This is a genomic window from Aureimonas sp. AU40 (assembly GCF_001463785.1).
Classification (GTDB): domain Bacteria; phylum Pseudomonadota; class Alphaproteobacteria; order Rhizobiales; family Rhizobiaceae; genus Aureimonas.
In genome coordinates, this window is sequence record NZ_BBWL01000036.1 from 1 (window position 1) to 13,301 (window position 13,301).

Genomic DNA, 13,301 nt, shown 5'->3' on the forward strand with positions numbered 1-13,301 from the left:
GGCCCCCGCCGCCAAGCCCGCTGCCGCCGCTTCGGCCTCCACGCCGGCGACGCCCACTGCGGACGCCAAGGAAGGCTACGGCAACGCCGCGCCCGCCCCGAGCGGCTCCGACACGACGCTGCCGAACCCCTCGTCCTCCTCCACCATGCCGGCGGCGCCGTCGGCGCAGAAGCTCATGGCCGAGAAGGGCCTCCAGGGCTCCGACGTCGAGGGTTCGGGCAAGCGCGGCCAAGTGCTGAAGGGCGACGTGCTCGACGCCATCGCCAAGGGCACGACGGCGCCTGCCGCCTCCGCCCCGGCCGCGCCGCGCCCGGCTTCCGCTGCGGACGACGCCTCGCGCGAAGAGCGCGTGCGCATGACCAAGCTGCGCCAGACCATCGCGCGCCGCCTGAAGGACGCGCAGAACACGGCCGCCATGCTCACCACCTTCAACGAGGTGGACATGACGGCTGTGATGGAACTGCGCGCCCGCTACAAGGACCTGTTCGAGAAGAAGCACGGCGTGAAGCTCGGCTTCATGGGCTTCTTCACCAAGGCGATCACGCACGCCCTGAAGGAGATCCCGGCGGTGAACGCCGAGATCGACGGCACCGACCTCATCTACAAGAACTACTGCCATGTCGGCATGGCGGTCGGCACCGACAAGGGCCTTGTCGTGCCCGTGGTGCGCAATGCCGACCAGCTCTCCATCGCCGGCATCGAGAAAGAGCTCGGCCGCCTCGCCAAGGCAGCCCGCGACGGCTCGCTGACGATGAGCGACATGCAGGGCGGCACGTTCACCATCACCAATGGCGGCGTCTACGGCTCGCTCATGTCGACGCCGATCCTGAACGCGCCGCAGTCCGGTATCCTGGGCATGCACAAGATCCAGGAGCGCCCGATGGTGGTCGGCGGCAAGATCGAGATCCGCCCGATGATGTATCTGGCGCTGTCCTACGATCACCGCATCGTGGACGGCAAGGAAGCCGTGACCTTCCTCGTGCGCGTCAAGGATTCGCTGGAAGATCCCGAGCGTCTGGTGCTCGACCTCTAAGACGAAAGCCAGAGGCGGACCGGCTCTAACGCCGGCCCGCCCTTCAGCCAAACCCGAGGGACGCGAAGACACGAAATGGGCCGGCCTCAACGCATGATCGGGACGCGCAAGGTCGCGGCCGGTGCCCCCGGCGCGCCGTTTTCGCGCGGTGTGGCGCGGGGCGCGCTCGCGCTTTGCGCGCTTCTCGCCCTCAGTCCCGCCGCCCCCGCCGGGACGCAGACCCTGCCGGACTATCGCGACGATCGCTCGACGCCCGAGGCGGTGATCGAGAGCCTCTACAACGCGATCAACCGGCACGAATTCCTGCGCGCCTGGAGCTATTTCCGCGACGAGCCGGACCGGCCGGAGTTCGAGAGCTTCGCCAAGGGCTATGCCGACACGAGCCGAGTGCGCCTGAAACTCGGCATGGCTGAGGCTGAGGGCGCGGCGGGCTCGACCTATTACCGCGTGCCGGCGGTGGTGGAGGCGACGCGCGGCGGCACGGCGGCGGTGTTCTCCGGCTGCTACGAGTTGCGCCTTCTCCAGCCCGGCGCCCAGGCCGAGCCGCCTTTCCAGCCCATGGGCATCGTTCGCGGCAATCTGCGCCAGTCCAAGGCGAGTTTCGAGGAAGGGCAGGGCGACTGCTCCGTCCCCAACGCGCCGGCCAAGCCGTGACGCGAGGAGCTGGCCGACCGGGCGGAGCCGTGCCGGCCATCGGCGATCGGCCCGCGCGGGCGCGCCGCGCCATGCCCTTGGGCGCCGAACGCCCTAGCTCAGGGGCAAAGCGGCGCATGATGCGTCTCGCTGCGGAGCTCGCCCTCTCATGAACACATCCTTGCCGCTCGAACTCGTACTCCTCGGCTGGTCGGTCGTCCTCCTCCTCGTCCATATCGGCCTGCAGGGGCAGCTTGCCACGCGCGAGCGCGGCACCGACTGGAACGCCGGCCCGCGCGACGGCGATGCCAAGCCTCTCGGCCTCCATGCCGGGCGGGCCGAGCGGGCGCTGCGCAATTTTCTCGAGACCTATCCCGCCTTCATCGCGCTGGCCCTGGCGCTCGCCGTCTCGGGCCGCACGGGTGGTATCGGCGCGGTGGGCGCCGCCCTGTGGTTCGCCGCCCGGCTCGCCTACATTCCGCTCTATCTCTTCGGGGTGCCCTATATCCGCAGCCTCGCCTGGCTCGTTTCGCTGCTCGGGCTCCTCCTCATGCTCATCCGCTTCCTCTGACACTTTGAAAAGACGGCCCCATGTCCGACACTTCTGACAGCTTCGATCTCATCGTCATCGGTTCCGGCCCCGGCGGCTATGTCTGCGCCGTGAAGGCCGCCCAGCTCGGACTGAAGGTCGCCGTGGTCGAAAAGCGCGCGACCTATGGCGGAACCTGCCTGAACATCGGCTGCATTCCCTCCAAGGCGCTGCTGCACGCCTCCGAGATGTTCGCCGAGGCTTCGCACTCCTTCGCCGATCTCGGCATCAAGGTGGCGCCCGAGCTCGATCTCGGCACGATGCTGGCGCACAAGGACAAGACCGTGCGCGCCAACACGGACGGCGTCGCCTTCCTGTTCAAGAAGAACAAGATCACGGGCGTCATCGGCACGGGCCGCATCGTCAGGGCCGGCGAGGTCGAGGTGACCGCCGAGGACGGCGCCAAGCGCACGCTGAAGACCAAGTCGATCTGCATCGCCACAGGTTCGGCGGTCGCCGGCATTCCGGGCCTCGACGTCGCCTTCGATCGCGACACGATCGTCTCGTCCGACGACGCGATCGCGCTCCAGAAGGTGCCGGCCACGATGGTGGTCGTCGGCGGCGGCGTGATCGGCCTGGAGCTCGGCTCCGTCTGGTCGCGCCTCGGCGCGCGGGTTACGGTGGTCGAATATCTCGACAAGATTCTGGGCCCGATGGACGCAGACGTGTCGAGCCAGTTCCAGAAGCTCCTGGTCAAGCAGGGCTTCCACTTCAAGCTCGGCGCCAAGGTGACGGCCGTGACCAAGAGCGCGTCCGGCGCCAGCGTCACCTTCGAGCCCGCCAAGGGCGGCGCGGCCGAGACCGTGGAAGCCGAGGTCGTCCTGATTGCCACCGGCCGCAAGCCCTTCACCGCAGGCCTCGGCCTGGAAGAGGCGGGTGTCGCGCTGGATAAGGCGGGCCGGGTCGAAATCGACGCGCATTACCGCACCAATGTCGAGGGCATCTACGCCATCGGCGACGTGGTGAAGGGGCCGATGCTGGCACACAAGGCCGAGGACGAGGGCATCGCGCTCGCAGAGATCCTGGCCGGCCAGCGCGGCCACGTGAACTACGCCGTCATCCCTTCCGTGGTCTACACCTCGCCGGAAGTGGCCTCGGTCGGCCAGACCGAGGAAGAGCTGAAGGCGAACGGCACGGCCTACAAGGTCGGCAAGTTCCCCTTTTCCGCCAATGGCCGCGCCCGCGCGATGCTGCACACCGACGGTTTCGTGAAGATCCTGACGGATGCTGCGACCGACCGGGTGCTCGGTGCCCATATCCTTGGCTTCGGCGCCGGCGACATGATCGCGGAAGCGGCGGTTCTGATGGAGTTCGGCGGCTCGGCGGAAGACCTCGCCCGCACCTGCCACGCCCATCCCACCCTTTCGGAAGCGGTGCGCGAAGCGGCCTTCGCCGCCTTCGCCAAGCCGATTCATATGTAACACCAATGGACGTCGCGCCTGGGTCAGGCGCGACGGTTCGACAAATCCGGAGGGGAGGGGCGGCTCGGCTGCCCTTCCCCTTTTTGTTTTGAGGGAAGGGCCTGCCCTCGCTCAGGCGAGTTCGTTGGGGAAGAGGCTATCTGGAAACGGTTCTAAGGGCGTGGCGCAACCAGAGGTGTAATCTTCTCAGGCGATTTGGCTCCCCTCGGTGAGGACGGACGACATTCACACATTTGCAGTATCGCGATTTGCCGGCATCGTCGGATGCATCCGACTAAAGCGCCAAAACCCCGGCCGTCCGGGCACTTGAACACTCAGCGCAGGGACTTCTGTCAGGCTGATCAAGCGCGTCTCAAAAAGGTTAAGATCGTCGTCACCATGTTTCACGTGAAACACGCAGGGCGCCAAACCTTTAGAACTCGGAAAGATTTCGCGGGTCAAAGTCCCAACACGAGGTTGCATGGATGCAAGCCTCGACCGGATCGTTTCCATGAGTCTTGCAGCCGTCTATCTCCTTGGTGCCCAGCGGGCGCCGGGCTCGCAGGGGCCGGAATGCGATCCGCGCGTCGATGAATCGACGCTGGGCGATCCGCTGGAAGCGGTTCAGCGCGAACTCGCGCACACCGAAGTCTCCGCTGCGCCGTTCCAAGGCGAATTGGAAGTCCTGTATCAATCCGAGCGCGAGGCGCGCCGGCCAGCCTTTCTCAAGCCGTGGCTAAAACTCTGGAGCCTCGGCCAGTCCGCCGTCGCGTCCGGCCTGCTGCTCGCCGTTCAGGGTTCCGATCTCCCGTTCGGCGCGGCACCGGCCGTCCTTTGCCTGAGCCTCGGCGTTCTGGCGCTGCCGCTGTCCTGGATGAGTCAGCCCTCTCTGCTGCTCGGCGGCACGATGGTTCTCGTCGCCGCCGCCACGCTCTTACAATTAGCGATGCTCTTCCTCGTGGCCTGGGCAGACCAGACCGCGCCGCTTGCGATGATCGTCGCCCCGCTCGTAACCTTGGCGCTGCTGTGTGGCAGCCCGCTGCCGACACGATGGAGCCGGATCGGCGCCAGCAGTCTCGCGCTCGCCACGATCCTGGCCGATTTCGCGGCGCTATCCGGCCGCGATGCGTTGGTCGCCTCTGCCGGGGCGCTGACCTTGCGCCTTGTGGTGGGCCATGTGAGCAGGCGCTTGTCGCAGCTCAACCGCGAATCCTTCCTGCTGCGCCGGCAGGCCGAGCTCCAGCTGGAGCAGGGCCAGATCGAGCGCGGGGCGATGGAGCGGCTGGCGAAGATGGACGCGCTGACCGGCATCAGCAATCGCCGCGCCTTTGACGGCTGCTTGATCGAGCATCTCACGCGCGCGCGCCCAAACAGCCCGGTCTGCGTCGCGCTTCTCGACATCGACTATTTCAAGGCCCTCAACGATTCCGCAGGCCATCTGTCGGGCGACGAATGCTTGCGACGGGTCGCGGTGGAGCTGCGAAAGGCGGCGGGACCGGCGTTTGTCGCGAGGTATGGCGGCGAGGAGTTCGCTATCCTGTTCGAGCTTGCCGAGGGGGACGACCCATTGGAGCGGCTGGAGCGTCTGCGCGAAGCCGTGCTCGGCCTCGACATCGCCCATCCCGGGCGGCCGGGCGAACTCGTGACGATCAGCATCGGCGGGACGATGGCGGTGGAGGCCGAGAACAGCCGCGTCGTGCTCGACCGCGCGGACACGGCGCTCTACCGGGCCAAGACGCAAGGGCGAAACCGCGTCGAGATGGAAACGAAGCTGCCGCGCGTCGCCGACACGGCCAGCCTCAAGCGCCTGCTCGACGTCGCAAACCACGGACGAAACATCGCGTGGACCCAACGCGACAGCGCTTGAATTTCGGCAAAGCCTGCTGGGTCGGCGTCGCGCCTTGGGCGCTCATCCGTATCGCTAAGACGGCTTGTGCTATGCCAAAAGCAACCCTTGCGTGCCCGTTCTACGTGACGACGAAAACGCGAGTGCATATCCATGCCGATCATTTCACATCCGTAATATTCTCGGATGTTATTAATATTCGTGGGCTGACGTCCGAACGGACGTCACGCCGACAAATTCTGGATGGGCTGAAGTTTGAGGGAAATCGCCCCGCCAGCTGGAGCGCCCTGCCTAGGGCGCTAGAGGGTCCTGCTGCTCAGTTCAAACGCCCGCTGCGGCAGCGTGCATAGGCGCGCCGACCGGAATCCTCGGCCTGTTGCCGGGTGAGAAGCCGGGCGCCGAGTGAATCTTCGCTGTCGATCTGGTTTTCGTAGGTGTTGCGTGCCGTCTGGTCCGCATAGTTTTCGCAGCCGGGGCGCACGGGCGGGCGATAGGAGGCCGGCGCGAGGCCGATCTCGGGCGCGGCGGACACGCAGCCGACCATTGGCAGCGCGAGAAGCAGCAAAAGCACTCGGCGCATGGAAGCCTCCCCATCTGCCACTGAATGAAAGCACAAGCAGGGTCGCCGCAAATGGTTCCGACAGAAGAGGGCGCTGGGAAAGCCCCGCTTCCTCACCGTCAGGTTTGGAGCACCTGACAAGAACTGTAAGGCGTTAGCTTATCGGGTGTTTCTTACTCTCTGCGCTGTGAAGGCTCGGCCTTTCGCCCTCCATCACTTTCGCTTCGCCTTCAGCCTCCAAAACCTTTCCAACCCTCCTCCGCGAGACAGGTCTGCCCGGCGCCTTTAATCGGCGCGCGTCACCTGCCAGCCGGCGCGGCGCAGGCTTTCCACGAGGCCGGTCTCGCCGGGCAGATGCAGCGCGCCCACCGCGACGAAGAGCCCGCCGCGTGCCAGCAGAGGCTGAAGCCGCTCGCTCATCACGGCATTGCGGCGATGCACCACCGCCTCGTCGAAGCGTTGCGTCACCTCCAACGAGCGCGCCTCGTCGGTGCCGGAGGGGGCGAGCGCCGTGGTCGCGGGCTCGATCAGGGCGATGCGATCCGAAAGATAAAGCTCGGTCATGGTCTCGAAGAGGTCGGGCAGCGTGTCGATGAGATCGAGCGTCGCCACGAGATTGTCGACCTGAAGATCGAGCGGCATGGTGGCCAGCGCCTCCAGCTGCTCGGTCGCGCTTTCCAGACCTTGGACGGGCTTGCCGCCCTCCTTGGCACGGCTCGCCAAGGCGATGTCCAGCACCTTCGCTCCGCCCTTCATCCGCTCCGCCTCGCAGGGCGCGACGAGAAGCTGCGTCGCCACGAACCATGGCTGCAACGTGCGGATGGCGGCGAGCGGCATGGCGCGCCGTTCGAACTGCGGCGCGAGGCGCGTCATCTCCTGCGCCGGCACGATCGTCTCCAGAGTCTTGCCCGCCGGAAGGGTCGTGAGGTCCGGGCGCGATAGGAGCGCCGTCGCCATGACAGCGGGGTCGAGCGCGTCCGTGGTCTCGATCACGAGGCCGGACGCCTTCGTGAAGGCGGCGTCGGCCTGGGGGGGAAGGGTCAGGACGCGCGGGTCCGAGAGATGCATCGTGCCGTAGACGAAGGAGGGCGCGACGCCCTCGCGCTCGATCCGAAACAGCCGCCCTTCGCCATTGGGAACGAGAGCCGCCTCGCGCTCGGCTTCCGCCAGCTTGCCGCTGGCGGCGAGCGCGGGAAGCGCGCTCGTGCCGGCCCGGCAGGCCGTCGGCGCGGGCGTTTCGGCCAGAGCCGGCGCGCCGAGCAGCGCCAGGGCGAGACTGGGGAGAAGCAGGCGCCGCGAGGCGCGGGCGAGGCGGGACGACAGGCGAACGGGCATGAGGGTCCAGGCAGATAGGAGGGTCGGAGGATCAGATGCGGTTGGAACGTCGGCGAAGCGAGGGGCAGGGCGAACGCGAGCAGGATGGGGCCGCAGTCTCATGGCCATTCGAAGGCGCGCCGGGTCGCGATGGAGAGGAGTGGGCCGGCGGCGCCGGCCTTTCCTTTCCCGGCGCCCCGCGCCTCAGAGCCCGTCCGAAGAGTCCGCTGTGTCGGCTCAACGGCTCTTTTCACCGCCGACTTCGTTACCAATCCTCGCCGATGCCGCTGGCATCGACTGCGTTTGGAGCCTCGTGGAACGACAAAAATCCCTCGTTGATCCTTCGCAGGGGACTTTCCGGACGGGCTCATTGGAGCGGCTGACGAAACCTCTGCGCCGGGCATGGTTAGAGGATTTCTGCTGCAGACGAGCCCCTCGACTCTCGGAATGCCGGGGGGCGGTGCCAGGCCTTCGCGCCGACATCCTCGCCCAAAAGAACCGGCCCGCCGACCTCGCGAGGGTCTCTCCGGCGCTCTCGGGTCTGCCGCTCGGGCGCTCCTTCTGTCGCCGCCCGCTCTCGTGCTGCGGCTCGTCACGCCGCGCCGCGCCGGGCGCGGGGATGGGCGTCGTCGTAGATCTGCAGGAGGCGGTTGCCTTCAATCGCGGTATAGACCTGCGTCGAGGAAAGCGAGGCGTGGCCCAGGAGATCCTGGATCGCCCGCAGGTCCCCGCCCTTGGCCAGGAGATGGGTGGCGAAGGAATGGCGCAGCGCATGGGGCGTCGCGGAATCCGGCAGTCCTAGAAGCCCGCGCAGCCGCTGCATCTCGCGCTGGATGATGCCTGGCCCGAGCGGCCCGCCCCGCGCGCCGCGAAACAGCGGCTTGTCCGCCGAGAGCGCATAGGGGCAAAGGCGGCGATAGGTGCTGGCGGCCTCCAGAACGGCGGGCAGGAGCGGCACGAGACGCTGTTTGTTGCCCTTGCCCGTGATGGTCATGGAGCGGGCCTTGGGGTCGGCCAGCGCGTCTCCCGGCAGGTTCAGCGCCTCGGAAATGCGCAGGCCGCAGCCATAGAGCAACACCATCACCGCGGTGTTGCGCGCCGCGATCCAGGGCTCGGCGGCCATGGCGCCGACCTCTTCCGTCACCGCCAGCGCGTCGGGCACGCTCAAGGGGCGCGGCAGGGATTTCGGCCGCTTGGGCGCGCGCATCGAGGCCGCGCCCGCCCCCGAGGCCAGACCCTCGCGCTCGAGATGCCGCACGAAGGAGCGCACGCCCGACAGATGTCGCCCGAGCGAGCGAGCGCACGCGCCCTCGCGCCGGCGATCGGCCAGAAAGGCGCGAAACTCCGCCGGCTTGAGATCGGCGAGGTCGGCGGGCGCGACCGGGCGCCCCTGGTAGCCGGCGAAGAATTGAAGAAACTGCCGGAGGTCCCGCTCATAGGCTTCCACCGTCTGCGGCGAGGCTCGGCGCTCCACCTCTAGCCGGCGCAACCATTCCGCCTTCAGGGCCAGAAGCGGGGAGGTCGCCGAAATCAGAAGCGGGGCGTTCATGACGAGCTTTCTCTTCCAAGTCGACGGCGAGCGGGCCGGGCGGGCCGTTTTATCGCCGGGCGGCGCGGGTCTTCGGCGGGGCGCGAGGCGGCGCCGCGCCGCATCCGGCCTGCCCTTTAGCGGTCCGACGCCATCCTCCACTCTCACAGGTCTTTCGTAAATGAAGCGTTGCGGCGCTGGAAACCGCGACGCCGCGCCCCAAAACCCTGCCGGGATGTCCTGCGCGCGACCCGACGGGACGCGGCGCGGGGCCGAACAGGGGCATGGACCCCCGGGACGGCGGGCAGCGCCCTCCCGACCCATTCGAAGGAGACAATGATGAAGCGTCATGCAACCGCCATCTGGAACGGAGCGCTGGCAACCGGCAAGGGAAGTCTGACGACCCAGTCCGGCGCGCTCGACAACCACGGCTATTCCTTCAAGGCCCGCTTCGAGGACGAGACCGGCAAGTCCGGCACCAACCCCGAAGAGCTTCTGGCCGCCGCCCATTCCGGCTGCTTCGCCATGCAGCTCTCGCACTTCCTGGCCGAGAACGGCACGCCCGCCGACGAGCTGAAGGCGCGCGCCGTGGTCAGCGTCGAGCAGGCCGCCGCCGGCGGCTTCGAGGTGCGCTCCAGCGCCATCACGCTGGAAGCCAAGGTGCCCGGCATCGACGACGCCACGTTCCAGCAGCTCGCCACCAAGGCCAAGGAAGGCTGCCCGATCTCCAAGGCGCTCGGCGCCATCGAGGTCTCGCTCGACGCCAAGCTGGTCTGAGCGATTTTTCGAGGGGAGGCCCGCCACCGTGGCGGGCTTTCCTGTCTCTACGGTTTCGAAGCCTATTGGGAAATTCCGCCGGGTCGGTCCGACCGGGCGGTTTCCACCGTTGCCCATCCGCGAGAGCCGTTGCCCATCCGCGCAGGGGTCGCTGATGTCGCTTAAGTTTGGCGCCTCGTGATGCCCGGGAAATCCGCGCCGCACCTCCGCTGACGATGCCTCGACAGACGCTCAGCCGCCGCTCTTGCGCCCGTAGAGTTCGAGCCGGTGGAAGACGATTTCGTACCCCAGCTCGCGAGCAATCTCGTCCTGCAAGGCTTCGATCCGCTCGGAGCGAAATTCGATCACCGCGCCCGTGTCCATGTCGATCAGGTGATCGTGATGGGCGCTGTCGGCCTGCTCGAAGCGCGAGGGGCCGTTGGCAAAGGCATGGCGGTGGATCGCCCCCTTTTCCTCCAGAAGGCGCATGGTGCGATAGACCGTCGACAGCGAGATCGACGGGTCGATCGCCGAGGCGCGGCGAAAGATTTCGAGCGCGTCGGGATGGTCGCCCCCTTCGCTCAGGATGCGCAGGATCGTCTTTCGAGGCCGGGTGATCCGAACACCCGCCTCGCGCAACAGGGACTCGTAATCGAGCGCTTTGTTCGCCGTGGTCATTCCTGCTCTCTACAAGCAAACGCGGCGCGGCGCGAGACGCTTTGGCCGGACGTGGATCGACCTTTCGCCCGGCCCAAACACCTCCGATCGCCTCCCTTCGCCGAGCCGCGCCGACACCTGTCCTGCTTTAATTCTACAACCCTTCCACCTTTTCTTGCAAATCGTTCGCATTTGCATTGACGCCCAGCGGCTTTCTCCCTAGCTTCCCCGCTGCCCAGCCCCGCATGAGGACCGTTTCCGCATGGCACGCGTCGATGTCGAGACCAGCAATTCCACGCCCATTCCTCCGCCTCGCACCGACGGGTTCGCCCGCGCGCGGGCGGAGGGCTCGCTGCAGCAGTCCTATCGCAGCGTCGGGGTGGGGGAGGGCGGGACGATGCTGCGCCGCTTCCTCGCGTTTCTCGGCCCTGGCTATCTCGTGGCCGTCGGCTACATGGACCCCGGCAACTGGGCGACCTCGCTCGCCGGCGGGTCCGAGTTCGGCTACACGCTGCTCTTCGCGGTGCTCCTCTCCTCGCTGATGGCGATCGTCCTCCAGGCGCTCTGCGCGCGCCTTGCCATCGCGACGGGCCGCGACCTCGCCCAGGCCTGCCGCGACGCCTATCCTAGGCCCGTCTCCTTCGGTCTCTGGATCCTGGCGGAACTGGCCATCGTCGCGACTGACCTTGCCGAAGTCATCGGCACGGCGATCGCGCTGAAGCTCCTGTTCGGCCTGCCGCTGGAATGGGGCGTGCTCGTCACCGCGCTCGACGTGTTCGTGATCCTCTGGCTCCAGTCGCGCGGCTTCCGCTATGTCGAAGCTTTCGTCGCGACCATGATCCTGGTAATCGCGATCTGTTTCGTCGGCCAGCTGCTGCTCGCCCAGCCCTCGATCGCGGCGGTGGCCAGCGGCTTCCTGCCGGCCAGCTCGATCGTCACGGACGAGCGGCAGCTCTATCTCGCGCTCGGCATTCTCGGCGCCACCGTCATGCCGCACAATCTCTACCTTCACACCGGCATCGTGCAGACCCGCGCTTATCGCCAGGACGAGGCAGGCAAGCGCGAGGCGATCCGCTTCGCCACCGCCGACTCCACGCTCGCGCTCGGCTTCGCACTGCTGGTCAACGCGTCGATTCTGATCCTGGCGGCCGCCGCCTTCCACGCGACCGGCCAGGGCACCGTGGGCGATCTGGAAGAGGCCCATTCGTTGCTGGCGCCGCTCCTCGGCGCGGCGCTCGCCCCGATCCTCTTCGCAGTCGCGCTTCTCGCCTCGGGCCTGTCCTCCACGGTCACCGCGACGCTGGCCGGGCAGATCGTCATGGAGGGCTTTCTGCGCCTTCGCATCTCGCCGGTCCTGCGTCGGCTCATCACGCGCGGCCTCGCCATCCTCCCGGCGGCCGGCATCATCATCGCCTATGGCGAGGCGAGCGCCGGCGAGCTTCTGGTCTTCAGCCAGGTCATCCTGTCGATGCAGCTTCCCTTCGCCGTGGTGCCGCTCGTCATGATGTCGCGCGACCGCGCCAAGATGGGAGCATTTCGCGCCCCTGCCTGGCTGCTCGGCATCGCCATCCTGATCGCGGGCCTGATCGTGGCGCTCAATCTCAAGCTTGTCTTCGACTTTGCCCGAGTCGGCGCGGGCGGCTGATCCCTTCCGATACACCTGCGCCCAAACGAAAACGGCGCCCCATGGGGCGCCGCTCGGTCGTCTGGAGAAGCGGACGGGTCTCAGGCAGCCTTGCGCTTGGCGCCCAGCAGCTTGCGGTTGATCAGGAGTTCCGCGATCTGGATGGCGTTCAGCGCCGCGCCCTTGCGCAGATTGTCGGCGACGACCCAGAGGTTGAGGCCGTTCTCCAGCGTCTGATCCTCGCGGATGCGCGAGATATAGGTCGCGTCTTCGCCCGCCGTGTCGAGCGGCGTGACGTAGCCGCCGTCCTCGTGCTTGTCGATCACGAGGCAGCCCGGCGCCTCGCGCAGGATGGCGCGCGCCTCGTCGGCGGTGATCGGGTTCTCGAACTCGATGTTCACGGACTCGGAATGCCCGATGAAGACGGGAACGCGCACGGCGGTGCAGGTCACCTTGATCTTCGGGTCGAGCATCTTCTTGGTCTCGACCATGACCTTCCACTCTTCCTTGGTCGAGCCGTCTTCCATGAAGACGTCGATATGGGGAATGACATTGAAGGCGATGCGCTTGGTGAACTTCTTGGCGCTGACGGGATCGGCGACGAACACCGCGCGGCTCTGCTGGAACAGCTCGTCCATGCCTTCCTTGCCGGCGCCCGAAACGGACTGGTAGGTCGAGACCACGACGCGCTTGATCGTCGCCTTGTCGTGCAGCGGCTTGAGGGCCACGACGAGCTGGGCGGTGGAGCAGTTCGGATTGGCGATGATGTAGCGCTGCGTGAAGCCGGAAATGGCGTCGGCGTTCACTTCCGGAACGATCAGCGGCACGTCGGCATCGTAACGGAAGGCCGAGGAATTATCGATCACGACGCAGCCCTGCGCGCCGATCTTGGGCGCCCATTCCTTGGCGACCGAACCGCCGGCGGACATGAGGCAGATGTCGACGTCGGAGAAGTCGAAGAGCTCGAGCGCCTTGACCTTCAGGGTCTTGTCGCCGAACGAGACCTCTGTGCCCTGGCTGCGGCGCGAGGCGACCGCCACCACTTCGTCGGCGGGGAAGCCGCGCTCGTCGAGAATGTTGAGCATTTCGCGGCCGACATTGCCCGTCGCGCCGACCACTGCAACCTTGTAACCCATGGGTCTGACCTGTTCCTCGCCCCCCTCAAGAACTCGTCATGCGCTTCTAGCCCCGTTCCGGGGGCGAGCGGAACGAGGGTCAGGGCGTAATCGTGGTTTTGGTCGGAAGCGCGGACATGACGCCCCCTATGCTCTCGTTGCCCGCCCCTGTCAATCGCGCCGCCCACGGCTTGCATCCTCGATCCCAAGTCGATTATGTTATGATATAACATTACGGAATGGAGAT

General features: G+C 67.0%; 12 protein-coding genes. 7 read left to right on the plus strand and 5 right to left on the minus strand.

Translation table 11 applies throughout. The features are described from left to right. The 5 genes from odhB to AUL32_RS12310 form a co-directional block, all read left to right on the plus strand. A partial coding sequence (odhB, locus tag AUL32_RS12290; RefSeq protein WP_062115357.1) for a 2-oxoglutarate dehydrogenase complex dihydrolipoyllysine-residue succinyltransferase occupies positions 1-1,033 on the plus strand: 1,033 nt, incomplete at its 5' end. Positions 1,034-1,126: 93 nt separating this feature from the next. Continuing rightward, positions 1,127-1,687: a hypothetical protein gene (locus AUL32_RS12295; protein WP_062115360.1), complete on the plus strand. Its 561-nt coding sequence runs from the start codon at positions 1,127-1,129 to the stop codon at positions 1,685-1,687. A gap of 148 nt (positions 1,688-1,835) precedes the next feature. Further along, positions 1,836-2,237, plus strand: coding sequence for an MAPEG family protein (locus AUL32_RS12300; protein ID WP_062115362.1), 402 nt, complete (start codon positions 1,836-1,838; stop codon positions 2,235-2,237). 20 nt (positions 2,238-2,257) lie between these two features. Then, a complete protein-coding gene (lpdA, locus tag AUL32_RS12305) occupies positions 2,258-3,676 on the plus strand; it encodes a dihydrolipoyl dehydrogenase (RefSeq protein ID WP_062115364.1) in 1,419 nt (472 codons plus the stop codon). Between the two features lie 490 nt (positions 3,677-4,166). Further along, positions 4,167-5,522 (plus strand): GGDEF domain-containing protein, encoded by a 1,356-nt coding sequence (locus tag AUL32_RS12310; RefSeq protein WP_192847459.1) that lies wholly within the window; start codon positions 4,167-4,169, stop codon positions 5,520-5,522. A 295-nt stretch (positions 5,523-5,817) separates the two neighbouring features. Here AUL32_RS12310 and AUL32_RS12315 read toward each other — a convergent pair whose 3' ends face one another. The 3 genes from AUL32_RS12315 to AUL32_RS12325 form a co-directional block, all read right to left on the minus strand. Further along, positions 5,818-6,081, minus strand: coding sequence for a hypothetical protein (locus tag AUL32_RS12315; protein ID WP_062115370.1), 264 nt, complete (start codon positions 6,079-6,081; stop codon positions 5,818-5,820). A 264-nt stretch (positions 6,082-6,345) separates the two neighbouring features. Next, positions 6,346-7,395, minus strand: coding sequence for a TraB/GumN family protein (locus AUL32_RS12320; RefSeq protein WP_062115373.1), 1,050 nt, complete (start codon positions 7,393-7,395; stop codon positions 6,346-6,348). Positions 7,396-7,966: 571 nt separating this feature from the next. Continuing rightward, a complete protein-coding gene (locus tag AUL32_RS12325) occupies positions 7,967-8,923 on the minus strand; it encodes a tyrosine recombinase XerC (protein WP_062115376.1) in 957 nt (318 codons plus the stop codon). Positions 8,924-9,241: 318 nt separating this feature from the next. On the opposite strand from AUL32_RS12325, the gene AUL32_RS12330 reads away from it, so the two are divergent. Beyond that, the gene (locus AUL32_RS12330; protein WP_061977598.1) at positions 9,242-9,679 is read left to right on the plus strand and encodes an OsmC family protein; all 438 of its coding nucleotides are present in this window, start codon (positions 9,242-9,244) and stop codon (positions 9,677-9,679) included. Positions 9,680-9,910: 231 nt separating this feature from the next. Here AUL32_RS12330 and AUL32_RS12335 read toward each other — a convergent pair whose 3' ends face one another. After that, complete coding sequence (locus AUL32_RS12335; RefSeq protein ID WP_061973317.1) at positions 9,911-10,336, minus strand: Fur family transcriptional regulator; 426 nt, start codon at positions 10,334-10,336, stop codon at positions 9,911-9,913. A 241-nt stretch (positions 10,337-10,577) separates the two neighbouring features. On the opposite strand from AUL32_RS12335, the gene AUL32_RS12340 reads away from it, so the two are divergent. Next, entirely contained in the window at positions 10,578-11,960 is a 1,383-nt protein-coding gene (locus AUL32_RS12340) for an Nramp family divalent metal transporter (protein WP_061973318.1), read from the plus strand. Between the two features lie 80 nt (positions 11,961-12,040). Here AUL32_RS12340 and AUL32_RS12345 read toward each other — a convergent pair whose 3' ends face one another. Further along, on the minus strand, positions 12,041-13,075 hold the full coding sequence (locus AUL32_RS12345) for an aspartate-semialdehyde dehydrogenase (RefSeq protein WP_061973319.1): 1,035 nt from the start codon (positions 13,073-13,075) through the stop codon (positions 12,041-12,043). Positions 13,076-13,301 lie beyond the last annotated feature (226 nt).

What these genes read in the sequence shown, in the direction of transcription:
- AUL32_RS12330 (WP_061977598.1), top strand. Translation starts at nt 9,242, where the DNA reads ATGAAGCGTCATGCAACCGCCATCTGGAACGGAGCGCTGGCAACCGGC.
- AUL32_RS12300 (WP_062115362.1), top strand. Translation starts at nt 1,836, where the DNA reads ATGAACACATCCTTGCCGCTCGAACTCGTACTCCTCGGCTGGTCGGTC.
- AUL32_RS12325 (WP_062115376.1), bottom strand. Translation starts at nt 8,923, where the DNA reads ATGAACGCCCCGCTTCTGATTTCGGCGACCTCCCCGCTTCTGGCCCTG.
- AUL32_RS12335 (WP_061973317.1), bottom strand. Translation starts at nt 10,336, where the DNA reads ATGACCACGGCGAACAAAGCGCTCGATTACGAGTCCCTGTTGCGCGAG.
- AUL32_RS12315 (WP_062115370.1), bottom strand. Translation starts at nt 6,081, where the DNA reads ATGCGCCGAGTGCTTTTGCTGCTTCTCGCGCTGCCAATGGTCGGCTGC.
- AUL32_RS12295 (WP_062115360.1), top strand. Translation starts at nt 1,127, where the DNA reads ATGATCGGGACGCGCAAGGTCGCGGCCGGTGCCCCCGGCGCGCCGTTT.
- lpdA (WP_062115364.1), top strand. Translation starts at nt 2,258, where the DNA reads ATGTCCGACACTTCTGACAGCTTCGATCTCATCGTCATCGGTTCCGGC.
- AUL32_RS12340 (WP_061973318.1), top strand. Translation starts at nt 10,578, where the DNA reads ATGGCACGCGTCGATGTCGAGACCAGCAATTCCACGCCCATTCCTCCG.
- AUL32_RS12345 (WP_061973319.1), bottom strand. Translation starts at nt 13,075, where the DNA reads ATGGGTTACAAGGTTGCAGTGGTCGGCGCGACGGGCAATGTCGGCCGC.
- AUL32_RS12310 (WP_192847459.1), top strand. Translation starts at nt 4,167, where the DNA reads ATGAGTCTTGCAGCCGTCTATCTCCTTGGTGCCCAGCGGGCGCCGGGC.
- AUL32_RS12320 (WP_062115373.1), bottom strand. Translation starts at nt 7,395, where the DNA reads ATGCCCGTTCGCCTGTCGTCCCGCCTCGCCCGCGCCTCGCGGCGCCTG.